At 72.4% G+C, this 24,530-nt stretch carries 20 protein-coding genes and 1 pseudogene; 11 read left to right on the top strand and 10 right to left on the bottom strand.

Annotation, left to right across the window (positions count from 1 at the left end; translation table 11 throughout):
* Window positions 1-81 precede the first annotated feature (81 nt).
* Window positions 82-903, top strand: a pseudogene (locus ACFRAR_RS17100) (transposase); the annotation flags it as partial.
* A 427-nt stretch (window positions 904-1,330) separates the two neighbouring features.
* Here ACFRAR_RS17100 and ACFRAR_RS17095 read toward each other — a convergent pair.
* Window positions 1,331-3,331, bottom strand: coding sequence for a helix-turn-helix domain-containing protein (locus tag ACFRAR_RS17095; RefSeq protein WP_380698873.1), 2,001 nt, complete (start codon window positions 3,329-3,331; stop codon window positions 1,331-1,333).
* Window positions 3,332-3,591: 260 nt separating this feature from the next.
* On the opposite strand from ACFRAR_RS17095, the gene ACFRAR_RS17090 reads away from it, so the two are divergent.
* Window positions 3,592-4,374 (top strand): methyltransferase domain-containing protein, encoded by a 783-nt coding sequence (locus ACFRAR_RS17090; RefSeq protein WP_380698872.1) that lies wholly within the window; start codon window positions 3,592-3,594, stop codon window positions 4,372-4,374.
* Between the two features lie 42 nt (window positions 4,375-4,416).
* Complete coding sequence (gene pabB / locus ACFRAR_RS17085) at window positions 4,417-6,615, top strand: aminodeoxychorismate synthase component I (RefSeq protein WP_380698871.1); 2,199 nt, start codon at window positions 4,417-4,419, stop codon at window positions 6,613-6,615.
* Window positions 6,616-6,661: 46 nt separating this feature from the next.
* On the opposite strand, the gene ACFRAR_RS17080 is transcribed toward pabB, so the two are convergent.
* Complete coding sequence (locus ACFRAR_RS17080) at window positions 6,662-7,603, bottom strand: transaldolase family protein (protein WP_380698870.1); 942 nt, start codon at window positions 7,601-7,603, stop codon at window positions 6,662-6,664.
* 318 nt (window positions 7,604-7,921) lie between these two features.
* Here ACFRAR_RS17080 and ACFRAR_RS17075 point away from each other — a divergent pair, with 318 nt between their 5' ends.
* The 5 genes from ACFRAR_RS17075 (at window position 7,922) to ACFRAR_RS17055 (ending at window position 12,943) form a co-directional block, all read left to right on the top strand.
* Window positions 7,922-9,091 carry a 3-deoxy-7-phosphoheptulonate synthase gene (locus ACFRAR_RS17075; RefSeq protein ID WP_380698869.1) on the top strand — a complete coding sequence of 390 codons (1,170 nt, stop codon included), beginning with the start codon at window positions 7,922-7,924 and terminating at the stop codon, window positions 9,089-9,091.
* A 41-nt stretch (window positions 9,092-9,132) separates the two neighbouring features.
* On the top strand, window positions 9,133-9,903 hold the full coding sequence (locus ACFRAR_RS17070) for a 2,3-dihydro-2,3-dihydroxybenzoate dehydrogenase (RefSeq protein ID WP_380698868.1): 771 nt from the start codon (window positions 9,133-9,135) through the stop codon (window positions 9,901-9,903).
* A gap of 64 nt (window positions 9,904-9,967) precedes the next feature.
* On the top strand, window positions 9,968-10,648 hold the full coding sequence (locus tag ACFRAR_RS17065) for an isochorismatase family protein (protein WP_380698867.1): 681 nt from the start codon (window positions 9,968-9,970) through the stop codon (window positions 10,646-10,648).
* Window positions 10,645-12,540 carry an anthranilate synthase family protein gene (locus ACFRAR_RS17060; protein WP_380698866.1) on the top strand — a complete coding sequence of 632 codons (1,896 nt, stop codon included), beginning with the start codon at window positions 10,645-10,647 and terminating at the stop codon, window positions 12,538-12,540. Before ACFRAR_RS17065 ends, ACFRAR_RS17060 begins: the two co-directional genes overlap by 4 nt.
* A 25-nt stretch (window positions 12,541-12,565) precedes the next feature.
* Window positions 12,566-12,943: a hypothetical protein gene (locus ACFRAR_RS17055; protein WP_380698865.1), complete on the top strand. Its 378-nt coding sequence runs from the start codon at window positions 12,566-12,568 to the stop codon at window positions 12,941-12,943.
* A gap of 91 nt (window positions 12,944-13,034) precedes the next feature.
* On the opposite strand, the gene ACFRAR_RS17050 is transcribed toward ACFRAR_RS17055, so the two are convergent.
* Window positions 13,035-13,517, bottom strand: coding sequence for an AtaL-like protein (locus tag ACFRAR_RS17050; RefSeq protein WP_380698864.1), 483 nt, complete (start codon window positions 13,515-13,517; stop codon window positions 13,035-13,037).
* A 197-nt stretch (window positions 13,518-13,714) separates the two neighbouring features.
* On the opposite strand from ACFRAR_RS17050, the gene ACFRAR_RS17045 reads away from it, so the two are divergent.
* Window positions 13,715-14,407, top strand: a complete 693-nt coding sequence (locus ACFRAR_RS17045) for an SDR family NAD(P)-dependent oxidoreductase (RefSeq protein ID WP_380698863.1) — start codon at window positions 13,715-13,717, stop codon at window positions 14,405-14,407.
* 188 nt (window positions 14,408-14,595) lie between these two features.
* Here ACFRAR_RS17045 and ACFRAR_RS17040 read toward each other — a convergent pair whose 3' ends face one another.
* From ACFRAR_RS17040 to ACFRAR_RS17020, 5 genes are all read right to left on the bottom strand, one after another.
* Window positions 14,596-14,853, bottom strand: a complete 258-nt coding sequence (locus tag ACFRAR_RS17040; RefSeq protein WP_380698862.1) for an acyl carrier protein — start codon at window positions 14,851-14,853, stop codon at window positions 14,596-14,598.
* A gap of 64 nt (window positions 14,854-14,917) precedes the next feature.
* Complete coding sequence (locus ACFRAR_RS17035) at window positions 14,918-15,949, bottom strand: beta-ketoacyl-ACP synthase III (RefSeq protein WP_380698861.1); 1,032 nt, start codon at window positions 15,947-15,949, stop codon at window positions 14,918-14,920.
* A gap of 20 nt (window positions 15,950-15,969) precedes the next feature.
* On the bottom strand, window positions 15,970-17,355 hold the full coding sequence (locus tag ACFRAR_RS17030; protein ID WP_380698860.1) for an aldehyde dehydrogenase family protein: 1,386 nt from the start codon (window positions 17,353-17,355) through the stop codon (window positions 15,970-15,972).
* On the bottom strand, window positions 17,355-18,452 hold the full coding sequence (locus ACFRAR_RS17025) for a phenazine antibiotic biosynthesis protein (RefSeq protein WP_380698859.1): 1,098 nt from the start codon (window positions 18,450-18,452) through the stop codon (window positions 17,355-17,357). Before ACFRAR_RS17025 ends, ACFRAR_RS17030 begins: the two co-directional genes overlap by 1 nt.
* Before the next feature lie 33 nt (window positions 18,453-18,485).
* Window positions 18,486-19,217: a DsbA family protein gene (locus tag ACFRAR_RS17020; RefSeq protein ID WP_380698858.1), complete on the bottom strand. Its 732-nt coding sequence runs from the start codon at window positions 19,215-19,217 to the stop codon at window positions 18,486-18,488.
* 271 nt (window positions 19,218-19,488) lie between these two features.
* Between ACFRAR_RS17020 and ACFRAR_RS17015 the strand changes: the two genes are divergently transcribed.
* Window positions 19,489-20,886 carry an MFS transporter gene (locus tag ACFRAR_RS17015; RefSeq protein ID WP_380698857.1) on the top strand — a complete coding sequence of 466 codons (1,398 nt, stop codon included), beginning with the start codon at window positions 19,489-19,491 and terminating at the stop codon, window positions 20,884-20,886.
* A 52-nt stretch (window positions 20,887-20,938) separates the two neighbouring features.
* A complete protein-coding gene (locus ACFRAR_RS17010; RefSeq protein ID WP_380698856.1) occupies window positions 20,939-21,883 on the top strand; it encodes an oxidoreductase in 945 nt (314 codons plus the stop codon).
* 66 nt (window positions 21,884-21,949) lie between these two features.
* On the opposite strand, the gene ACFRAR_RS17005 is transcribed toward ACFRAR_RS17010, so the two are convergent.
* Entirely contained in the window at window positions 21,950-23,005 is a 1,056-nt protein-coding gene (locus tag ACFRAR_RS17005; protein ID WP_380698855.1) for a ketoacyl-ACP synthase III family protein, read from the bottom strand.
* Window positions 23,006-23,048: 43 nt separating this feature from the next.
* Window positions 23,049-24,266 (bottom strand): 3-hydroxybenzoate 6-monooxygenase, encoded by a 1,218-nt coding sequence (locus tag ACFRAR_RS17000; protein WP_380698854.1) that lies wholly within the window; start codon window positions 24,264-24,266, stop codon window positions 23,049-23,051.
* Window positions 24,267-24,530: the final 264 nt, after the last annotated feature.

Raw genomic sequence — 24,530 nt, 5'->3', positions numbered from 1 at the left:
GGCGACCCCTCCGACCTCACCGTGAAGACACCCCCTCCGCTCAGGAGAACGCGGGGGTGCCGGAGTTAGGGGATCGTGGAAATGACTGCCGTGAACACCATGCGGCGCCTTCGACCGGAGGTGCCGGACGCCGCTGTCGCCGAGCTGTGCGCCGAACTTTTCGCCCTGCTGCCGCGTGCGGACCAGCGGGAGAAAGGGGCACAGTACCTGTACGGCCTGCTGACGGCCGACGGGCGCAAGACCGCGCGCAACATCGCCGCCCACGTCGGGGGCGGTGCGGCCGAGCAGAGCCTGCATCACTTCGTCTCCTCGTCCACCTGGGACTGGATGCCGCTGCGGGCGGTGCTGTGCCGGTACCTGGAGCGGGTGCTGCGCCCGCGTGCCTGGGTGGCGCGGCCGCTGGTCATCCCGAAGGCCGGGCGCCACTCGGTCGGGGTGGCCCGGCGGTTCGTGCCCAGCCTCGGCCAGGTCGTCAACAGCCAGGAGGCGCTGGGGATCTGGGCCGTGGACGAGGAGGCGAGCGCGCCGGTGCACTGGCGGCTGATGTGCCCCGAGGAGCGCCGTGGCGCGGGCACCGGCCGGGCGGGCTCCGGTGCCGAACACCCCACGGTCACCGACGCGGAGTGTGTCGCGGCCACCGCCCTGGAGGTGCGCGGGTGGGGCGCGGGCACCCCCCGCCCCGTCGTCGTGGACCTTCCGGACTGCGACCCGCGTGCCCTCGTCCGGCGGTTCGCCGCCGAGCGGATGCCGCTGCTGGCCGCCGTCAGCGGGACGACCCGGGTGACGATAGCCGACCCGGGCCGGCTGCCCGGCGACACCGACCGGGAGGTCTCCGCCCAGCAGCTGCTGAAGATGATCCGGGCCATGCGCCGCCCGGTCGTCTGGCGGGATCCGGAGACCGGGACGGCCCGCACCAGCCTGGTGGCGACCGTGCGGGTCACCCTGTCGCCTTCGTCGCCCGCCGGCGGCGGCGGGAGGGTGCTGCTGCTCGGCGAGTGGACCGATCCGCACGGCTGGCCGCAGCGGTACTGGATCAGCAACATGACGGAGGGGACGGCGGGGGCGCTGCTGCGCCTGACCAAGCTGACGCTTCGCGCCGAGCACGACTTCGCCCGGATATCGGTGCCGGTCGGGCTCGTCGACTTCGAGGGGAGGTCCTTCAACGGCTGGCACCGGCACATCACCCTGGCCTCCGCCGCGCACGCCGTCCGCGCCCTGACGGCGGCCCCGAAACCGAGCGAACCGCCGCACGACGAGAGCGAGTCGCGGGTCGGCGAGCCGCGGACCGCCGACCGGGGTGAGCCGTTCCCGTACGAGGGCCCCACCGTCGTCAGCCGCGCGCGGGGGCGGCTCGGTGGAGTTCCTGCTTCCGGGTCAGGACGCGTCGGGTACGGTGCAGTTGGAGGGCCAGTTGCACCTCCAGCGCCTGAGCCGGTTCCTGCCACTTCTCACCGAGCAGTTCGGTGATGCGCTCCAGCCGCCGTGACACGGTGTTGGGGTGCACATGGAGCCGTTCCGCCGCGTAGGTGGGGCTGCCGCCCGAGGCGAAGTACTCCTCCAGCGTCCTCGCCAGTTCGGTGCGCTGGAGGTTGTCGTAGTCGAGCACCGCGCCGATGGTGTGGCTGATGAAGTCTCCCGTGTCGGGGTTCTCCGACAACAGCAGCCCGAGGAAGCCGAGTTCCTGCGGCGAGGCGGTGCTGCCGACCCCGCCGAGGGCGACGACGGCGTCCAGGCAGCGCCTCGCCTCCTGGTAGATGGTGGCGATGGCCGCCGGATTCCCGGCCGGGCCGGAACTGCCCGCCGTGACCCGGCGGCCCAGCACCGAGGTCAGTTCCTTCGACAGCGCGGCCGAGGCGGCGCCCGGGTCGGCGCCCGGCAGCAGGAACACCAGGCAGTCCCCGGCCAGGGTGCGCAGCCCGCGGTGCCGGTGGGCGTACGCCGACGCCCACACCATGGCCCGGCCCTGGATGCCCCCCTCGGGGCGGGTGGCCACCACGACGTGGGGTTCGTCCAGGTCGAGGGAGAGCCGTCGGGCGCGTTCGGCGACCTGCTCCAGCGCCGACGGGGAGCCGGAGATCAGGTCGCGGAGTAACTCGTCGCGGGCCTGGCCGTCGGCGACGGCCGCGCTGCGCTGCATCAGCAGCAGGACGGCGATGCACTGGGCGACCATGGCGAGCACCTGGACCTGGTGCCGTTCGGCCTCCTCGGCGTCCTCGGGCGGGCCTGACGCCCCGTCGGCGCCGGGCTCCTCGGGCGGGAGCAGCACCAGCGTGCCGAGCATCTCCGCGCCGGCGGCCGCCGGGGCCACCCACAGACCGCCGGCCGTGCGCACCGGCCGTCGTTCGGCGTGCGCGTCGAGCGAGGCGGTGGCGACCTCGTCCGCGACCGCCGCCTTCGGGACGGATCCGGCCACCGCCAACTCCCGTCCTGTCGTGTCCCGTACGCTCAGCGGGCCGCCCAGGAGCCGGCCCGCCTCGGTGGTGAGCACCTGGAGGTCGTTGCCGGCCAGCACCAGGTCGATCAGCCGGCTGTGCGTGCTGCGCAGCTGCTGGGCCTGCTGCGAGGAGCTCCGTTCGCGCTCGGTGTCCTCGGCCACCTCGGCGATCTCCTGGCGGGTGCGGTCGAGCAGGCTGGCCTTCTCGATGGCGACCGAGACCAGGTCCGCGAGGGACACCATCAGTGAGATCTCGTCCGGGCCGAAGTGCCGTACGGAGCGACCGGCCGCGTACAGGACGCCGGTGACCTCGTTGTCGCGCTGGAGCGGGACCGCCATCATGGCGCGCAGGCCCTCGGCCCGGACGACCCCGTCGGTCTCCTCGGCGTGGGTGAACGTCTCGTCGCTCAGGTAGTCGGGTGTCGAGAAGGGCCCGGCCTCCCTCATCGCGCGCAGCCCGAGCCCGCCCGACAGGGGCATCCGGAAGCCGACGGTGATCGCCGAGGCCTGGCCGTCCGCGGCGCGCACCACCGATCCCTCCTGCTGGGGGTCGAACAGCGCCACCCAGGACATGTCGACGCCGAACAGCAGCCGGGTGCGTCGGACGATCACCTTCAGCAGGGTGCTCAGCGTGTACGGAAGGGTCAGGTCGCGAACGGTGTCGACGAGTGCCGCGAGCCCGGCTTCGCGCTGCCGGCGGCGTTCGAAGAGGTCCCGGATGCGCAGTGAGAGGTCCCGGGCCCGTTCCAATTCGGCCAGCCGGTACGGAGTGACGCCGGCGGCCCTTGCGTCGGTGACGACTTTCTCGTAACGGTCCGCGGAGGCCTCCGCGACCAGCAGTTCCAGCATGTCGAGCGCGCTGGAAGACGACTCAGCCGCTCCCGGGATGTCCTGCACCGTGTTCGCTCCCCCCTTGAAACGAGCAAGCAGTCGACAAAATCTAGGTTGGCCCTCAGGCAGTGGTCAACCGGGGCTCAAGCCCATCGTGCAGGTGAGCGCCGTGCGCGGTGGGTGGGCCACCACCCTCCATCACGGACGTTGTCGCCCGACCACCTTCTGGTGGGCGCGCTGCACGACGAGGCTGAATCCAGCGCCACAGGGTCGTGGCACGACGGGCCGCTCGGGCGGGCAGTCGAGATCGAGTATGGGGGAGACAGATGTCGCAGGCACAGCTGGAATCGGCCATCGCGCCCGGACCGCGTGGCGAAGGCACCCTCGGACAGCTCCGGATCGGCAGTTACCAGCGCTCGCTCGGGCGCAGCCGCGAGTCGCTCACCCGCAAGGACCGGCCGCGGGTCTTCACGATGTACGGCCGGGAGTGGGACCTGTTCCCGGAGGTCTTCGCTCCGGTCTTCTCGCCCTCGACCCGGGTCGGGATCGAGTTCCTCGACCTCGCGGAGCCGGGCTCCCACGCAGGCGGCTCCTTCCTCGAAATGGGCTGCGGCACCGGCCTGGTGGCCACGATGGCGCTGTTCTCCGGCTTCGACCGGGCGGTGGCCTCGGACATCAACCCGATGGCGGTGGCGAACGCGGAGGCGAACGCCGACCGGCACGGCGTCGGCGGCCGGCTGCGCGCCGTGCACAGCGACCTGTTCTCCGGCCTGGGGCCCGACGAGCGGTTCGACGTGGTCTTCTGGAGCTCCAACTACGTGCTGGCCCCCGCCGACTACAGCTACCGCTCCTCGCACGAGCGGGCCTACGTCGACCCGGGCTACCAGGCGCACCGCCGGTACCTGGCCGAGGCGCCGCTGCGCGTGACCCCGACCGGCCGCGCCCTGCTGCACTTCAGCGACCGCGGCGACGTGCGGGCGCTGTACCGGGCGGCGGAGGAGACCGGCCGCGAGCTGCGCCTGCTGGCCGCCCGCCCGGTGCGCGAGTCCGAGTACGGCAGCGAGACGGTCGAGCACCTGCTGTTCGAGATCGTGCCGCGCACGGTCTGAGACGTACCGATACGGCCACCGACGACGAACCCGAGGACACACGTGCGCACGCTGCTGATCGACAACTACGACTCGTTCACCTACAACCTCTTCCACCAGCTGACCGAGGTGAACGGCCGGGAGCCGGAGGTCGTCCGGAACGACGACCCGTCCTGGCGCCCGGCGATGCTCACCGGGTTCGACAACGTGGTGGTCTCGCCCGGGCCCGGGACCCCGCACCGCGCGAGCGATCTGGGCATCTCCCGCGAGATCGTGGCGTACGCACGGCAGCCCCTGCTCGGCGTCTGCCTCGGGCACCAGGCGATCGGGCTGCTGCACGGCGCCGAGGTCCACCGGGCACCGGAGCCGCGGCACGGGAGGACCTCCCCGGTGCACCACTCCGGCACCGGCCTGTTCCGCGGGGTTCCCGACCCGATGGAGGTGGTGCGCTACCACTCGCTCACGGTCAGCGCGCTGCCGACGGACCTGGAGGCCACCGCCTGGACGCCGGACGGCGTCCTGATGGGGCTGCGGCACCGGCTGCGCCCGATGTGGGGGATCCAGTTCCACCCGGAGTCGATCTGTACCCGGGACGGCACTCAACTGCTCAGGAACTTCGCCGAGTTGAGCCGTCCTTACGTCGGCCGGCACCCGCTGCGCCGGCGGCGTCCCGCCGGGATCGTGTGGCCGGTGCGGCCCGCCCCGGAGCCGCCCGCGCCGGAGCCGCCGGCCCCGGAGCAGTCGACCCGGCGGCTGAGTGTGCTGGTCGAGCGGCTGCCGACCCGCTGGAACGACGAGGCCGCGTACGCCGCGCTGTTCCGCGACCGCGACCACGCCTTCTGGCTGGACAGCAGCCGGCCCGACGAGAGACGCGGACGGTTCTCCGTGATGGGAGACGCCTCCGGGCCCCTGGGCCGGGTGGCCACCGCCGACGTGTCCAGCGGGACGGTGAGCGTGCGCTCCCAGATGGGCACCGAGGTGTCCGCGGGCGGCTTCCTCGACTGGGTCCAGCGGGACCTGCGCGGCATCCGCACCGAAGTACCGCCGCTGCCCTTCGACTTCGCGCTCGGCTGGGTCGGCTACCTCGGCTACGAGCTCAAGGCGGAGTGCGGGGGCGACGCGGTGCACCGCTCGCCGGACGCGGACGCCACCATGGTGTTCACCGGCCGGGCCCTGGTGCTCGACCACGCCACCGGGACCGGCTACCTGCTGGCGGCGGCCGAGGACGGCGTCACCGGCAGCACCGCGGCGGCGCGGGGCTGGCTCGGCTGGGCACGGGAGCGCTTGGAACGGGAGGCCGCGGGGCGCCTGCCCGAGGCGGTCCCCGGCGTCGGGGAGGCGTCGGGGCCCGCGGACGGGCCGGCCGAGGAGACCGCGGTCGAGCGGTCGGTGGTCGAGGAGACGGCGGCGGTCGAGCTGCGGCACGACCGGACGTCCTACCTGGCCCTGATCGAGGCCTGCCAGGAGGAGATCGCCGCGGGCGAGACGTACGAGGTGTGCCTGACCAACATGGCCGAGGTGCGGGGCGGTTACGACCCCTGGCACAGCTACCTCCGGCTGCGGCGCGACCACCCGGCACCGTTCGCCGCGCTGCTCCAGTTCGACGGGCTGAACGTGCTGAGCACCTCGCCCGAGCGGTTCCTGCGGGTCGGCGCCGACGGGGTGATCGTGTCCGAGCCGATCAAGGGCACCCGGCCGCGCGGCGCGGACCCGGCCCAGGACGCCGCACTGGCCGCCGCGCTGGCCGGCGACGAGAAGGACCGCGCCGAGAACCTGATGATCGTCGACCTGGTCCGCAACGACCTGGGCCGGTGCGCCGTGCCCGGCTCGGTGGAGGCCGACGACATCTTCCGGGTGGAGAGCTACGCGACGGTCCACCAGCTGGTGAGCACCGTCCGGGCACGGCTGCGGCCCGAACTGGACGCGGTGGACTGCGTCCGCGCGGCCTTCCCCGGGGGTTCGATGACGGGCGCGCCCAAGGTCCGCACGATGAAGATCATCGACCGTCTCGAAGGCGGCGCGCGCGGGGTCTACTCCGGCTCCATCGGCTATCTGTCGTTGACCGGCGCCGCGGACTGGAGCATCGTCATCCGCACCGCGCTGATCACCGAGGACCGGGTCCGCTACGGGGTCGGCGGCGCGGTGATCGCCCTGTCCGACGCGGCCGCCGAGTTCGAGGAGACCGCGGTGAAGGCCGCGCCGCTGCTGCACCTGACGGGGGCGGTCTTCCCCGAGCGCGAGCAGGACGGCGTCAGGTCCTGACCTTCCGTACGGCGGTGCCCCCGGGGTGGGGCACCGCCGTACTCGTTCACCCGCACCCCTGCCCCGCCCGCTCCAGGTCACGGACCACCGACTCCAGGTCGACGCCCAGCTCGGCCAGCTCCTTCAGGACCCGGCGGCCCTCGGCGGTCGAACCCATCAGCGCCTCCCCCGCCAGTTCGGTCTCCGCCGCGACCGCTTCGAGCCGTCGCACGCTCAGCACGTGCGCGGTGTTCGCGCCCACCAGGGACTCCATGTGGCGCGGGGACGGGTCCGACCAGAGCAGCAGCGGGAGCTGGGCCCCCGCCGTCCTGATGACCCGCCACCAGTCCGTGCTGAGCCGGTCCTCGCGGAGCCGGTGCAGACAGCGGGCCAGCGCGACGGCGGCGGTGCCGCGGGCGGCGACGGCCCGCGGACCGGGCACCGCCGCCAGCCGCGCGTCGACCGCGTCGTCCAGCCGGCCGACCGGAACCCCGGCGACGAGCGTGATCTCGTGCAGCGGCAGCCCGGACACGAGGGCCCGCTCGATGCCGACGAAGAAGGCGTCGAGGAGCTGCTCGTAGCCCTCCTCCGAGTACACCGGGCCGGCGTGCACCCCGATGCCCTCGGCCAGGCAGTCGCGCATCGCGGTCACGCCGCCCGGGTCGACGGGTAGCCGGACCAGGACGTTGGCGCGGCCCACCTGCTCGTGCAGGTCGCCGGCCGCCTCGAAGAGGCCCTCGGCGCTCGCCCCGTGGCCGACGTCGGGGGCCACCGAGACGTGCCCGGCCCGCCCGTCCGTCGCCAGGAACGCCGGGAACAGCGCGTCGCAGACACGGTGCAGCACGGCGGGCGGTCCGCCGGTGAGCACCACGCCCGCGACGAGCTCGCGACGGGCAAGATGGCTCAGGACCTCGACATCGAAGTCTGATGTGGCGTCGGCCGACAGCCACGGGGCAACTCCCTCGGCTGCCAGCTGGTGAAGCATGGCAATGGCTAACCGGCTGATCATAAGGTCCAGCGTAGGACGACTCGGCGACGCTGTGCATATCCCGGATCCGAATCTGTCAGGTCCCCGCCCGGACCGACCGTTCGGGCGCTGTCGGACCGGGCCCCGCTCCGCCGGCGGCCACCCCCGCCATTCACCGGATAACACCCCGCCGCCCCCCTGCGCAATATCCGGGGAAAATGTGACTTAATGCCCGTCAGGTGACTGAAAAATCGCCACCTGACGAAGTTCGGATATCTCGATGGAGACCGAAGGGTGCGATTTCGCAAACTCAACGGCACGACCCCGCCTGAGCGACCACGAGAGCACTGGAGGTGCCACGTGCATAAAGTCGCACAATGGAAAACAAGGCCCGCGGACCAGCAGCCGGCATGGCCGGACGAGACGGTTCTGTGGCAGGTCCACGATGAATTGAGGGAATCCCCGGCGCTGGTGCGCGGGGCCGACGTCCGCACGTTGCACGGGCTGCTCGCCCGCGTCGCGGCGGGCGAACTCCAGGTGATCCAGAGCGGTGACTGCGCGGAGGACCCGGCGGAGGCGACGAGCGGCCACGTGGCCCGCAAGAGCGCGCTCCTCGACGTCCTCGCCGGGGTGATGAAGGGCCGTTCCCACAAGCCCGTCATCCGGGTGGGCCGGCTCGCCGGACAGTTCGGCAAGCCGCGCTCCAACCCCACCGAGGTCGTCGACGGGGTCGAACTCCCGGTCTACCGGGGCCACATGGTCAACGCCCCGGAAGCCGACCCCGAATCCCGTAGACCGGACCCGAAACGGCTGATCAGCGGCTACCGGGCGGCCTCCGACGTGACGGCGCTGCTCGGCTGGTCCTGTGACGGGGGCGCACCCCCCGTCGAGGCGCCCGTGTGGACCAGCCACGAGGCCCTGCTGCTCGACTACGAGTCGGCCATGCTGCGCCCCGAGGAGGACGGCTCCCTGCTGCTGGCCTCGACGCACTGGCCGTGGATCGGCGAGCGCACCCGGCGGCTCGACGGCGCCCACGTCGCCTTCTTCGCCGCGCTCGCCAACCCGGTCTCGGTCAAGGTCGGGCCGGGCATGACGCCCGGACAGCTCATCGAGCTGTGCGAGCGCCTCGACCCGCAGCACCGGCCCGGCCGGCTGACGCTCATCTCCCGCATGGGCGCCGGCAACGCGGCCGAGCGGCTGCCCGCCCTGGTGCGCGCCGTCCACGCGGCCGGGTACCCGGTGATCTGGTTGTGCGACCCGATGCACGGCAACACCGTGTCCACCCCGCACGGCTACAAGACCCGGTACGTCGAAACCGTCGCGCAGGAAGTCCGGGAATTCCAGGCGGCGGTCACCGGGAACGGCGGAGTGGCCGGCGGACTCCATTTGGAGACCACTCCGGACGATGTCTTCGAATGCGCACAGGACGCGTCCGAGGCCGACCGGATCGGGGACAAGTACACCAGTTACTGCGACCCGCGACTGAATCCCTGCCAGGCCGCCGACGTGGTCTCCGTCTGGCATGGCTGAGCGATCAGCCGCGGCAGCAGCCGAATAAGGAGCCGACCGTCATGCAGAACCAAATAGCTCTGGTCACCGGCGCGGCCGGCGGCATAGGCGCGGCGGTGGTGGAGGCGCTCGCGGGCCAGGGGATCACGGTGGCCGCCGTCGACCGGGACGGCGACCAACTCGACGTCCTGGTCAAGGAGTCCCACGAACGGGGCGAGTCCGTCACGGCCTTCGTCGGCGACGTCACCTCCAGCGCGCGGGTCGAAGCGCTGGTGGACGACGTCGAGGCGCGGCTGGGGCCGATCGACCACCTGGTCAACGCCGCGGGCGTGCTGAGGCTCGGTGAGGCGCGCGCCCTGACCGACGCCGAGTGGAGCATCACCTTCGCGGTCAACACCACCGGTGTCTTCTTCGTGTCCCGCGCCGTCGTCAACCGCATGGTCCCCCGGCGCCGGGGCGCGATCGTCACCATCGCCTCCAACTCGGCGGGCACCGCGCGCACCGAGATGTCGGCGTACGCCGCCTCCAAGGCCGCCGCGACCATGTTCACCAAGTGCCTGGGGCTGGAGGTCGCGAAGTACGGCATCCGCGCCAACATCGTCGCCCCCGGCTCCACCGACACCCCGATGCTCACCGCCATGTGGACCGACCAGGGCAGCGCCCGGGCCTCCATCGACGGCGTCCCGGAGGCGTTCCGGGTGGGCATCCCGCTGGGCAAGCTCGCCCGGCCCCGGGACATCGCCAACGCGGTGGCGTTCCTGCTCTCCGACAAGGCCTCCCACATCACCATGCACGACCTGACGGTGGACGGGGGTGCGGCCCTCGGTGTCTGAGCCCTCCGGTCCGTCCCGCGGACCGCACTCCCGCAGCCACCAGTCCCAGTAAGGAGCACCACCTGTGCCAGGCATACCTCCCATTCGCCCCTACCCCCTGCCGACGGCGGCCGACCTGCCGGCGAACACGGTGGACTGGACGGTCGACCCCGACCGCGCCGTGCTGCTGGTGCACGACCTCCAGAAGTACTTCCTCGCCGCGTTCCCGGCCGGACAGGAGCCCGTCGAGTCGATGGTGCGCAACACCGCGCGACTGCGCGAGCGCCTCGCCTCCCTCGGCGTTCCCGTCGCCTACACCGCCCAGCCCGGCGGGATGACCGAGGAGCAGCGCGGGCTGCTCAAGGACATCTGGGGCCCCGGCATGACGACCAGCCCCGAGGACCGCCAGGTCGTCGCCCCGGTGGCACCCGCCGACGGCGACTGGGTGTTCACCAAGTGGCGCTACAGCGCCTTCCACAACACCGAACTCCTCCAGCGGATGCGCGACGGCGGCCGCGACCAGCTCGTCATCTGCGGGGTGTACGCCCACGTCGGTGTCCTGATGACCGCCCTGGACGCGTTCAGCCACGACATCCAGCCGTTCGTGGTGGCCGACGCCATCGCCGACTTCGGCCGGCGCCACCACCGGATGACCCTGGAGTACGCCACCGCGCGCTGCGCCTCGATCGCCCTGACGGACGGCCTGCTGGCCTCGCTGCCCCTGCCCGCCGACCGCGAACTCGCCCTCTCCGGAGGTGCGGCGTGACGGACGACCTGCTCGGCCGCGTCCTCGGACCGCGACCGGGCCCCTTCGCCCTCGTCTACCGGCCCGACACCAACGGCCCGGACCGCCTCGACGTCCTGCTCGGCAGCGTGGCCGAGGTCGACACCCTGGCCGACATCCCGCTCGACACCGCCACCCCGGCCGGCGACGGACCGCACCAGGACGTGCTGGCGCTCATCCCCTACCGGCAGATCGCCGAGCGCGGCTTCGCGGCGCGCGACGACGGGACGCCGCTGCTCGCGATGACCGTCGAGGCGCAGGCCGTCGTCGACCTCGACGAGGTGCGCCTGCGCGTCCCCGACGCACCCGTGCGGCTCGCCCCCGGTGGCGCCTTCGACGTCGACGACGACGCCTACGCCGAGATCGTCCGGCGGATCATCAAGGACGAGATCGGCACCGGCGAGGGCGCCAACTTCGTTGTCAAGCGGACCTTCGTCGCCGACATCGGCGACTACTCGGTCGGCGCCGCGCTGCGCCTCTTCCGGCGGCTGCTGGAGCGGGAGTCGGGCGCGTACTGGACCTTCATCGTGCACACCGGCGAGCGCACCCTCGTCGGGGCCTCGCCCGAGCGCCACGTCAGCGTGGTCGGCGGCCTGGCCGTGATGAACCCGATCAGCGGCACCTACCGCTATCCGGACTCGGGGCCCACGCTGCCCGGCGTCATGGACTTCCTCGCCGACCGCAAGGAGGCCGACGAGCTGTACATGGTCGTCGACGAGGAACTGAAGATGATGGCCCGGGTGTGCGAGAACGGCGGCAGCGTCGTCGGGCCCTACCTCAAGGAGATGGCCCGGCTCGCCCACACCGAGTACTTCATCGAGGGCCGCACCGACCGCGACCCCCGGGAGGTGCTGCACGAGACCCTGTTCGCACCGACCGTCACCGGCTCCCCGCTGGAGAGCGCCTGCAAGGTGATCGAGCGGTACGAGCCCGAGGGCCGCGGCTACTACAGCGGTGTCCTGGCGATGATCGGCCGCGACGGGAGCGGCGAGCGCACCCTCGACACGGCGATCGTGATCCGCACCGCCGACATCGACGCGCACGGCCGGATGCGCGTCGGCGTCGGGGCCACCCTGGTGCGCCACTCCGACCCGCTCTCCGAGGTCGCCGAGACCCGCGCCAAGGCCTCGGGACTGCTGGCCGCCTTCGGTGAGACGGCCCCGCGCCGGTTCGGCGCCCACCCCTCGGTGCGGGCGGCGCTGGACGGGCGCAACTCGGGTCTGGCCGGCTTCTGGCTGGCGCCCGACGCGGACCGCCAGGACGGTACCGGGCTGCTCGACGGGCAGCGGGTGATCGTGGTCGACGCGGAGGACACCTTCACCGCGATGCTCGGGCACCAACTCCGGGCCCTGGGCGCCGAGGTGACGGTCCGCCGGTTCGACCAGCCGTACTCCCTCGACGACCACGACCTGGTGGTGCTGGGGCCGGGCCCGGGCGACCCGCGGGACACCGGCCACCCGAAGATCGCGCACCTGAGCGGGGCGGTGGAGACCCTGCTCGCCGAGGGCCGGCCGTTCGCGGCCGTGTGTCTGAGCCACCAGGTGCTCAGCCTGCGGCTCGGCCTGCCACTGGTGCGCCGGGACCGGCCGAACCAGGGCGTGCAGCGGGAGATCGACCTGTTCGGACGCCGCGAGCGGGTCGGCTTCTACAACACCTTCGCGGCCCGCAACGCCGGCACCCGCTACGAGGCGCCCGGCATCGGCACGGTCGAGGTCAGCCGCGACCCGGTCACCCACGAGGTGCACGCCCTGCGCGGGCCCGGGTTCCGCTCGATGCAGTTCCACCCGGAGTCGGTGCTCACCGCGGACGGGATGCGCATCCTCGGCGACGCGCTGGGCGCGCTCGTCGGCGGGCCGATGAGGCAGGCGGCATGAACCGGTTCGCCGTCGGGAGGCGCGCATGAGCGGGACTCCCGGGCTCAAGGCGGCCGTGGTCTGGTGGGACCTGGCCGGGACGGGCCGGACGATCGACTCGCTGCGGGAGTTCCTGCGCGAGGAGGCCGTCGACCGGTTCGCCCGGGTGGAGGGGCTCCGGCTGAAGTTCTGGATCTCCGACCCCGCCACCGACCGCTGGGGCGCGGTGCTGCTCTGGGAGTCGGCCGAGGCCGCCGCCCGGCCGCTGCCCCCGCGGGCCGCCGAGCTGATCGGACGGCCGCCGGCGCAGTGGACGCTGTTCGACGTCGAGGCGACCGTCGAGGGAGTGCACTCGCTGACCCGCCTGGCCGGGTACGGACTGGCCCTGGAGTCGCCGCCTCCGCTGGAGTCCCCGGTACCGTGACGCCCCTCCCCGATCGCCCGGGCAGACCCACCCCCGTGGGCCTGCCCGGGCGATTCGGCGTCGGCGGGCGGCCGCCGTCGGTGGAGGGCGGTCACGGACCGTCGTTCGGGCGTCCGTGCAGCGCCGTGCGGCGCAGCACCACCGTCATCGCCTTGAGCGTGCCGCAGAAGTCGCTGTCCAGGTCGCGCAGGTACTCGCTCTGCGACAGCGCGGTCTCGGTCGGGCCCTCGTCCAGCGTGATGCTGAGGGTGAGGGTGAGCCGGCCCGTGTCGTCGGTGCCGATCTGGTTGCGGATCACCGAGAGGTCGGTCGAGTCCCGGTGCCGGAACGTGATGACGCCGGCGCTCTCGTTCGGGGTGACCCGCTGGACGAGGAAGCGCTCGCCGCGCCGGGACTCGCGCAGGAAGCCGTCGGGGTAGCGCTCCACGATCCGGGAGGAGGTGATGGCGGGCACGTACAGGACGGGGTTCTCCGCCTTGTGCAGCATGGCCCGCCACAGCCCGTCCCGGGTGGGTGCCCGGTGCGTCTCCCAGTCCATCCCGTCGATGACCCGGGTCCATGAAATCGTCAGCAATGGAATTCCCTTCGGTCTGAGCGGTACCTGCCGAAGGGAAGTTTCGAAGAGCCGCCGAGCCGTCGGCAATCGCCCCACCGGAACTCCGTCAGATGTGCGGGACGACCTGACAGGAAACCCGGCCCTTCGTTGCCGCCCGGAGGAGTTGGGGGCAGCCTCGAGGTGAATGGCGACGCGAGAAGAAAAGGGGAACGTCGATGTCGACACGATTCGCCGGCCAGGTCGTTCTGGTGACGGGGGGCGGAGAGGGGATCGGGCGGGCCGCCGCGATCGCCTTCGCCGCCGAGGGCGCCACCGTGGTGGTGGCCGGGCGCTACCTGGAGACCCTGGACGCGACCTGCGACACGATCGCCCGCCAGGGCGGAAAGGCCGACCGGGTCGTGGCCGACCCGGCGGGCCTGGGCGAGGACGGAGCGGAATACATCATCGCCGAGACGGTGCGCCGGCACGGAACCGTCGACGTGGCCTTCAACAACGTGACGGAACTGGGCCCGACCCAGCCCGTCGGGGAAATCTGCGAAAAGGTCTGGTCGGAAACCCTGACCGCCAATCTCACCGGTGTCTGGCTGGCCATGAAGCACGAGATCGCGCACATGGAGAAAGCCGGCCACGGCGTCATCGTGAACACCGCGAGCAACATCGGCGCGCAGGGAATGCTGCCCGGGCTCGGCGCGTACGCCGCGTCGAAGGCCGCCGTCAGCGCGCTCACCCAGACCGCGGCCCGCGAGTACGCCGACCGCGGCATCCGCATCAACGCCATCAGCCCCTGCCCGCTGGGCCGCGGGGCGAGCGTCGAGCAGATCGCCGACACGGTGCTCTGGCTGGCGTCCGACGACGCGTCGTACATCGTGGGCCACGACCTCGTGCTGGACCGCAAGACGACGGTGTGACCCGCCCCGCACGACCCCGCGGTGCCCCGGCCTGGCAGAGGCCGGGGCACCGTCGCGTGTGCGGGGGCGGCGGCCGGCGGGGGCGGCCCCGCCGGACGGGCCGCGCGGGAGGGCACGCGAAAGGGCCCGGACGCGTACGTCCGGGCCCTGGCTCTGGCTCTGGCTCTGGCTCTGGCTCTGGCTCAGGCTCAGGCGATCTCGAGGCCCTTGTCCCGCATCAGCGCGACGGTCGCCTCGATGGAGCCGGCGTCGGATATCTCGTGCTCCTCCAGCTCGATCCCGTACTGCCGGGTGAGGATCACCGCGAGCTCGACGAGGTCGAGGGAGTCCAGGTCCATCGTGGAGAAGCCGGCGGTGATGTCGATCTCGGCCACCGGGATGTCGAACTTCTCGGCCATGATCGTGGCGATGTGCTCGGCGAGCGTGCTCTCGGCGAGGGCGGTCATGGGGTCCACCTTTCGGGTCGTCTCGGCTTCGGTCGTCTTGGCGTCGGTCGTCGTGCGGGTCGCGTCAGTTCGGGGTGACGTCGGGCCACACCAGGGCCGCGGAACCCCAGGCCAGGCCGCCGCCGAACGCGGTCAGCAGCACCCGCTCGCCCGGGTTCAGGTCGCCGTCGGCGGCCGCGTCGGCGAGGGCCAGCGGGATGGACGCGGCGGAGGTGTTGCCGACGCGGTCCAGGTTCACCACGGCGCGCTCGCGGGCGATGCCCAGGTCGTCGGCCACCGCGTGCAGGATGCGGACGTTGGCCTGGTGGCCGACGAGGCGGTCGACGGACTCGCTGGGCCAGTCGAGCCGCTCCAGGAGCGTCCGCGACGAGTCGCTCATCCGGGTCACCGCCTGCGTGAACACCCGCTTGCCCTGCATGGTGAAGTAGGCCTGCGACGGGTCGGGCGCGAGGCCGCCGGAGCGCTGCCGGGAGCCGCCGCCGGGGATGGCGATCAGGTCGTGCTGCTCGCCGTCGCTGCCCAGGTCGAAGCCCAGCAGCGCGCCGGGCTCGTCGGAGCGGCCGGCCTCCAGGACGACGGCGCCGGCGCCGTCCCCGAAGATCACCGCGGTGTTGCGGTCGGCCGGGTCGAGGATGCTGGAGTAGGTCTCCGCGCCGATCACCAGCACCCGGTCCGCGACTCCGGCGAGGATCAGCCCCGCCGCGTTGGCCAGGGCGTACACGAAGCCGGCGCACACGGCGGCGACGTCGTAGGCCGGCACCCCGCGGAGGCCGAGCCGGGCGGCGACCCAGGGCGCGGTGGCCGGGCAGGGGTGGTCCGGCGTGGTGGTGGCGAGGACCACCGCGTCCACGGTGTCCACGCCCGCCGACTTCAGCGCCCTGCCCCCCGCCTCGACGGCGAGGTCTCCGGTGGCCGTGCCGGGCTCCACCCAGTACCGCTCCCGGATGCCGGTGCGGGTGCGGATCCACTCGTCGCTGGTGTCCAGCCGCTGGGACAGCTCGTGGTTGGTGACCGCGCGCGGCGGCAGGAAGGTGCCGAGGCCCCTGAGGACGGCGGCGGGCCGGGCGTCGGCCTCCGGTCGGTGTGGGTCGGTCATGACGATGCCTGGCCTTTCGCTCAGCCGCGTATGACGGTCTTGGTCCGCATCAGGAAGTCGCCGAGGTAGCCGTCGTGCGGCACACCGCGGTCCATCCAGTGGGTCGGGTGGTCGCCGAGGTACACGTTGGCGACGGTCGGGTCGTCGACCAGTTCGTCGACCAGGTCGGCGTCCCGGTCCCGGTCGCCGCTGAGGACGCCGAGGACGAGCGTGTCGCGCAGCTCGCCCGTCCCCTCGGCGCGGCTCCAGGGGGCCACCCACACGCAGGGGAAGGGCAGTTCCGCGGTGTGCCAGCCGCCCTTCAGGTCGGGCGCCTCGAACACCGCCGGGCGCAGCACCGCTCCCCCGCCCGGAAGTTCCTCCACCACGCCGTCGCCGCCGAGGTGGGCCACCGTGCCCCTGGCGCGCTCCAGCAGGTGCCGTTCCAACGCCCGCGCCCGGTCGACCGGTTGGACCGGCAGCGCGGACTTCTCGTCCTCGGCGGGCAGGCTCGGCAGCGCGCCGAGGCGCTCGGCGAGGGCGCGGGCCAGCGGCGCCGGGTCGCCCTCGACCAGGACCGCGGTGGCGTCGACGCACTTGACGCCGCCGTGGTGGGCGATCGAGTCCACGATCGTCTCCAGGTGCGCGCGCCAGTCGGCGCCCTCGGTGACGAGGATCTTGGTCCGGCCGGGGCCCTGGACCAGGACGGTGGGGTCGGCGGAGTACTTGCGCACCACGTCGTCACCGCCGTACACCAGGGCCAGGTCGGCGCCCAGCAGCACCTCGTCGGCCGTCGCGTGGTCGGTCGGCAGCAGCGCCACGTGGTCGTCGCCGAAGCCGCTCGCGCGCAGCGCCGTCACCAGCCGGTGCGGGGTGAAGGGCTCGCGCCGCGAGGGCCGGATCGCGACCCGGTAGCCGAGGGCGAGGGCCTCCAGCCACAGGGCGTGCGGGGCCGGGTGGTTGCCGGCCGCGTTGACGGCGAGGACATCGCCGCGCCGGGTCCACACCGCGGCGCCGGTCCGGGTGCGCGGGTCCCGCCAGTCGAGCACCGCGCCACCGGGCAGCGCGCCGTACGCGCCGGCCAGCGCGCGCTGCGCGGAGTCGGCGATCTCGTCGGCGGCGGACCGCACGGCGGGCAGCGGGATGCCGGAGACCCGGGCCACCGTCTGCTCGTACGCCTCGTACGGCAGGCCGTTCACGGTGTCCTCGCGGAACATCCGCCCGGCCTCGGCGAGCGCGGCCAGCCGCCGCTCCAGCGGCAGCGGCGCCGCCCGGTGCAGGGACGACAGCGCGCGGGTGACGAACAGCCGTGGGGTGAGGCTGAGTTCGGCGACCGGCAGACCGGCGGTGTCGGTGACGGTCTCGCGCTTGCGGGAGCGGTACGGGCCGGAGGGGCCCAGCGCGTCGAGGAGGTGCGGCTCGTCCATCAGTAGACCCCCTCGATGACCTTCTCCTGGTCGAACTCGGCGACCGGCGCGATGTCCGCGACCGAGTCGCCGACCTGGCCGGGCAGCGGCCGGATCCGGGTGCCGAAGTCCCGCTCCAGGTTGTTGGGCAGGAACAGGCTCTTGCCGACGTAGTGCATGACGACCCGGCCGCGCTCGCCGTACTCGACCGGCCGGCGCTCCGTGAGGTCGATGACGTTGTACGTCATGTACGGCGAGAAGGGGTCGTAGACGCACGGCTCGTCGTCGGTGAGGCCGGGGCGCTCGCTGACGTGGCCGAGCGTCATGGTGTTGCCGAAGCCGCTGCACAGCACGGCGTCCGGGAACAGCTCGGTGCGGTACAGGTGGCGGGTGTCCGGGTCGAGCTGGGTGCCCACCCACATGATGGCCTTGACCTTCTTGCGCACCAGGTCGACCAGTTCGTCACGGCGGCACAGCCGCTCCAGGACCGGCGGGGTGAGCATCAGGACGCCGATGTCCTGGGAGCGCAGGGGGTGCTGGAGCTGGTCGATCAGGTGCTCGGTGTACAGGTCGGCCTCGGTCTGCTCGCCCCTGGCGATGATCTTCTTCACCCAGCGCGGGTCGACGTCGACGGAGAAGGAGAGCCCGCCGCGCTCGGCCACCAGCTGCTGGAAGGAGGCACCGACCATGTGCGGCCCCGAGGGGATGGCCATCAGCCAGTTCACGTCGCGCGGCACGCCGTGCGCGTCGAGCTGGGCGTTGCTGTGGGCGAGCAGCAGGTCGAGCCACTCCTGGAGCATCACCACGCGCTTGGGCGCGCCGGTGGTGCCGCCGCTGTCGAAGACGCCGACGACCTTCGGGCGGGGGCCGTAGCCGCGCGGTATCAGGTCCTCGGCCCGCACGTCGCGGAGCTCGTTGGCGAAGTTCGGGAAGAGCTTCAGGTCGTCGAAGGTGCGGACGTCTCTCAGTGGAGAGAATTCCAGCCGGTCGGCGCGCTCCAGCCAGAACGGCGCCCCGGTCTCCTCGGAGAAGTGCCAGCGGATCGCGGCGCGGAGGAATTCGTCAGGGTCGGGCGTGACGCCGTAGGGAAGTTCGAGAATCGGGTCTGCAGTGGACAACTTCGGGCCCCCTTCAGGGAATGCGGAAACGGATCAGCCGGCCTGGGTCGGGGCGCCGGGCGCCACCTTGTCGAGGATTTCCTCGGCCCAGTCCCGTGAATAGGAAAGGAAGTGCGGGAATCCGCCCTCGTAGGGGTTTCCCGTCCACCGGAAGGTGGCTCCCGGGTTGTGCACGTCCGCACCGGCGGCGGTGAACAGGTGCGGGCTGCCCTGCACCCGGGGTCCGCGGGCCACCGCGAGGTCGCGGTGGATCGCCGGGCGCGCGGTGCCGCGCTCCAGGGCCCCGGCCAGCTCGGCCTCGTCGACCAGCGGGCACTCGGCGGCGACGGCGAGGATCTCCGAGGTGACGCTGATGCACCGGCCGCCGCCGTAGAAGGCCAGCCGCAGCGCGGCGTCCAGCTGGTCGCTGGCGGGCAGCCCGCCGACCGCCGCCGCCTTCGCGGCCTGCACCGCCTCCATCGCCGGCAGGGTGGTGACCGGGTAGCGCCAGTCCGGTCCCGGCCACATCCGCCAGCCCAGCTCGGGCACCATCGCGCCGATCGCCACCGTCTCGGCGTCGATGATCGGCTTGGGCGTGGGCTCGGAGTTGAACAGCTCCAGCGGGAAGACCCGGTGGTCGACCACGACCTCCGAGCCCCGCTCCCGGGCCACGGCGTGCAGGGTGTGCAGGGCCAGGGTCGCCCAGGGGCAGCCGATGTCGGACCAGACGGTCACGACGGCCGGGTCGGACGAGTAGAGGGATTCCAGATCGGCCTGCTGGGTCATGGCGGCGAACCTCCGGGCTGCACGTACGGAACGGATCTGGCCGAATTCTGGCCACCGCCGGGTGATCGTCCGCAGTGCGAGCGGCGGACTCTGTCAGGGAGCCCGCACTTCGTCAGACGGATTTCGGCTACCTGACGAAGTGAAAGGCCGCCGATCGACAGCCCTTCGGATCCTCCCGGAACATGACTCAAACTCGCACGAAAGGGATTTCACCATGTCCGTGCTGGACGCTGAACACACCGTGGATGTGGATACCGCGGCTCCGCCCCGAATGACCCCGCACCAGCGGTCCGTGCTCGTCCTGCTGCTCAGCTCCACCTTCCTGCTGGCGGCGGACCTCCCCCTGCTCAACGTCGCGATCCCGGTGATCGGTTCGGGCCTCGGCTTCTCGGTCGGGAACCTGCACTGGATCACCACCGCGTTCGCGCTCACCTCCGCCGGATTCACCCTGCTCTTCGGACGGATGGCCGACCTCTACGGGCGACGCCTGATGTTCATGGCCGGCATCGGGTTGCTGGTGGCCTCGTCCGTCCTCGGCGCGGTCGCGCAGAGCCCGTCGGTGCTGATCGTCGCCCGGGTCCTCCAGGGCGTCGCCACCGCGATGGCCACCCCGTCCGCGCTCGCGCTGCTCACCACGTCCTTCCCCGACGGCCCGCTGCGGGCCAAGGCTCTGGGCGTCAACGGCACCATGATCTCGCTCGGCTTCACCGTCGGCGCGGTGGCCGGCGGCCTGCTCACCGGGCTGCTCAGCTGGCGCTGGTCGTTCCTGCTCAACGTGCCGATCGGGCTCGCCATCGTGGCCTTCGCGCCGGTGCTCCTGAAGGAGAGCCGTTCCACCGACCGCCCGCGGATGGACGTCCCCGGCGCCGTCACGGTGAGCGCGGGCCTGGTCGCGCTGGTCTACGGCGTCTCCCGCAGCCCCGACATGGGCTGGGGCGACCCGCTGGTGCTCGGCTGCGTCCTCGTCGGCGCCGCGCTGCTCGTCGCCTTCTACCGCATCGAGCTGCGCACCGAGACGCCCCTCGCCCCGGTCGGCATCCTGCGCCGGCCGACCGTCCGCTGGGGCAACTTCGGCGGCATGGCCCTGATCACCATGCAGACCGGCGGGATCTTCCTGGTCACCCTGTACCTCCAGGAGGTCCACGGCTACTCGGCGCTCGCCACCGGGATCGCCTTCTCGGCGCTGGGCGTCTCCGCCTTCCTGGGCGGCGCCTTCGCCCCGCGCATCATCGGCCGGTACGGCAACCGGACCACCCTGGTCGCCGGTCTGGTGTTCCAACTCGTCGGCCCGCTCGGCGTGTTCCTGGTCACCGGCGGCGGCGGTGGCATCGTCCTGGTGCTGGCCGTGATGACCGTGGGCTCCTTCGGCCACGTCATGGGCGTGGTGGCGTACATGGTCACCTCGACCACCGGCCTGCCGAACGACGAGCAGGGCCTGGCCACCGGCCTGGCCACGATGACCCAGCAGGTGGCGCTCGCCATGGGCACCCCGGTGCTCAGCGCCATCGCCAGCAGCCGGATCCACACACTGGAGGGCGCCGGCTCGCACGCCGACGCCGTGCTCTCCGGGGTCCGGCTCTCCCTCGGTGTGGACGCCGTCGTCGTGGTGGCGGCCGCCGCGCTGCTCTGGATCTGCCTGGGCCGCGCCCTGCGCCGCGCCGGCCGCTGACCAGATTCACCGATCCACCGTCACATCCGTTCCCGACAAGGAGAGTTCATCCATGACCACGCAATCCGTCGCCCCTGCCGCCGCCGCGGGATCCATCACCCTCGGCGGTGAACTGACCATCAACCGCATGGGATACGGCGCGATGCAGCTGGCCGGCCCCGGCGTCTACGGCCCCCCGAAGAACCGCGAGAGCGCCCTCGCCGTCCTGCGCCGGGCGCGCGAGCTCGGGGTCAACCACATCGACACCAGCGACTACTACGGCCCGCACGTGGTCAACGAGCTCATCCGCGAGGCCCTGCACCCCTACGGCGACGACCTGGTGATCATCACCAAGATCGGCGCCAAGCGCACCCCGGACATGGAGTGGCCGGCCGCCCTGTCCCCGCAGGAGCTGCGCGAGGCGGTCCACTCCAACCTGCGCAACCTCGGCCGTGACCACCTCGACGTGGTCAACCTCCGGATCGTCGCCGAGGCCGGCGGCATCGGCCCGGACGAGTCGATCGCCGAGCCGTTCGGCGCCCTCGCCGAGCTGCGGGAGCAGGGCCTCGTCCGGCACCTGGGCATCAGCAACGTCACCCCGGCGCAGTTCGCCGAGGCCCGCTCCATCGCCCCCGTGGTGTGCGTGCAGAACGAGTACAACGTCGTGCGCCGGGACGACGAGCCGACCCTGCGGGCCTGCGAGGAGGCCGGCATCGCGTACATGTCCTTCTTCCCGCTCGGCACCTACACCCTGCTGGGCGCGGAGAAGACCCCGGGCAAGGACGCCAAGGTCCCGCTGAACGTGCCGCTGGACGCGAAGCCCGTCGACCTGGTGGCCGAGCGGCACGGCGTCACCGCCTACCAGGTGGCCCTGGCCTGGCTGCTGCACCGCTCCCCCAGCCTGGTGTGCATCCCGGGCACCTCGTCGGTGGGGCACCTGGAGGAGAACGTCGCCGCGGCCGCGCTGCGGCTGACCGAGGAGGACCTGGCGGAGCTGGAGGCCATGCGGGCCTCCTGACGATCGCACGCCGAAAGGGCCCGGACACCGAGGAGGTGTCCGGGCCCTTCGCCGTGGTGCCGCCGGTCAGCCGGCGACCGGGGCGGGGACCTCGTCGATCTCCAGGATCGCGCTGGTCCAGTTGAAGCCGAGCCCGATGCCGCACAGCAGCACCCGCCGGCCCGCCTCCAGGCGGCCCGTGCGGACCAGGTACTCCAGGCCGCCGAACTGGTCGGTGGCACCGACGTGTCCGGTCTCCCGGACGAACTCGACCGGCGTCCTGGCGGCGTCCAGCCCCAGCGGGGTGAGCACCTCCTGGCGCAGCATCGTCCTGCCGAAGTTCGGGAAGACCAGGTGGTCGATGTCCTCCGGCCGGACCCCGGCCTCCTCGCTCGCCCGCCCGACGGACAGGATCAGGGCCTCGTTCATCCGCTTGAAGACCTCGGAGATGCGGCCGCCGTGCTCCTCGTCCGCGAACGCCTGCATCCGGTCGATGAGGTTGATCGGGTACGCCTTGGGGTCGTCGAAGTCGGGGTACGGCGTGAACTCCAGTCCGGCGCGCTGGGCGCGCTCCAGGTCGGACCGGCTCTCCGTGACGATCGAGGCGATCCGGGCGAAGCCGCCGGTGCGGGAGAGCACCGCGGCGCTCGCGCCGTCGCCGAACACCAGGCCCGGGTAGGTGCGCCAGCGGTTCCACGTCGGCATCACGAAGCGGTCCGAGGAGGTGATCATCGCGGCCTGCCGCTCGGGGCGGGCGGCGAGGAAGGCCGCGGCCAGCTCGATCGCCGCCATGGCGCCGTTGGACTGCTGCTTGACCTCGAAGGACAGCCCGTTGCCGTCCAGCACCTGGTGCTGGAGGTAGGAGCCGACGTTCCAGCCGTCCAGGCCGCAGAACGCGCCCGTGGCGTGCAGCAGCAGCCCGAACTCGCCCGTGTCCAGGCCGGAGTGGCGCAGCGCCAGCTTTCCGGCCCGCACCGCCATCACCGGCTGGGTGTCCTCGTCGCCGGCCACGGTCGCGGCGGTCTGGCCGGAGCGCCGCCGGGCGGCGTCGTCGTACAGGCCGGCCTCGATGGCCTCCTCGACCGGAACCGGCTTGGGGTACCAGGCCCCCACGCCCGTGATGTACAGGTTGTCGTGACGCATGGTGGATGTACTCCTCTCACAAGGGGCGGTCGGGGGGACGGGATCAGACCGTGCGCTCGATCACCGGGACGGGTCCGGGGCCGCGGCCGGTGCCGACCTCGCCGCCGTGCAGCCACTGGACCTTCCGGTACAGGTCCTCGTCGGACAGCGAGCGCAGCATGGCGTTGCGGGCCTCGGCGGCCTCGCCCGCCGGGTGGTACAGCCGGCGCCCCATCTCGCGGGCCAGCAGCTGGATGGCGCCGGTGCGTTCGCGGCGGTCGGCGTTGAACTTCTCGAAGCGCTGGGCGAAGTCGGCCGGCTCGGTGCCGATCAGCTCGCCGAGCACCACCGCGTCCTCGACGGCCTGGCAGGCGCCCTGGGCGGCGTACTGGAGCATCGGATGGGCGGCGTCGCCGACCAGGACGACCCGGCCGTCGGTCCAGCGCTCCACCGGGTCCCGGTCGCACAGCACCCAGGACTTCCAGTCCCGGCCCAGCTCCAGCAGGCGCCGGGCGGTCTCGCCGAGGCCCGGGAACTCGTTCAGGACGTGGTCGCGCTCCACCGGCAGGCCGAGCACGGCCTCGGTGGCGCCGTCGTCGCGGGTGGCGGCCAGGTTGAGGAACTCGCCGCTGCCGATCGGGTAGTGGACGAAGTGCCACTTGGGGCCCGCCCACAGCGTGACGGTGTTCCAGCGCAGCTCCTCGGGGACCTCCTCCATGGGGATCACCGAGCGGTAGATGGTGTGCCCGGACACCTTCGGGTAGCCGTCGCCCACGAGCTGCTTGCGGACGAAGGAGTTGATGCCGTCGGCACCGATCAGCGCGTCGGCGCGGACCCGCTCGCCGTTGGCCAGCTGGACGGTCACGCCGTCGGCGTCCTGGTCGTAGCGCTCCACCGAGCAGTCGACGCGCAGCTCCACGGAGGGTTCGGCTCTGCAGGCGGCCAGCAGCGGCTCGTACAGGTCGATGCGGTGCACCACCGCGTACGGGTTGCCGAAGCGGGCCCGGTAGGCACCGGTGAGCGGCATCGAGACGACCTTCTCGTCGGTCGTGCCGTCCATGAAGCGGAGTTCGTCGATGTGCACCGCGCGGGCCCGGACCGCGTCGCCGACGGCCAACCGGTCCAGCGCCTGGAACGCGTTCGGCCCGAGCTGGATGCCGGCGCCGATCTCGGTGAAGCAGTCCCGGCGTTCGAGCACCACAACGTCGTGCCCGCGCCGGGCCAGGCTCAGCGCGGTCGCCAGACCGCCGATTCCGCCGCCGGCGATTGCTGTCTTCGGCATTTCCGAGTCCCTTTCCTGTCGTCGGGAGATAGCACAAATGTTTCGCCGGGCCGGGCCTTGCAGCAATGAACGGGACCTGACTTCGTCAGCTGGCCGGAAATGCGGAAAAGCCCCCGGAATTCCGGGGGCTTCGAAAGGGCAAGGAAAGCGGCTCCGGTCGGACGGCTAGCCTGTGCGTTTCACTTGGGGCCGTGTCCGGATCATGAGCGGGAACGCGAAAGTGCCTTCTGAACTGGGACGATGAGGCTTGTCTAAGGTCTCCGT

This window comes from Kitasatospora sp. NPDC056651, from assembly GCF_042792155.1.
Classification (GTDB): domain Bacteria; phylum Actinomycetota; class Actinomycetes; order Streptomycetales; family Streptomycetaceae; genus Kitasatospora.
Note: the sequence above shows the minus strand (reverse complement) of the source record. Positions and strands in the feature narration are given on the sequence as shown.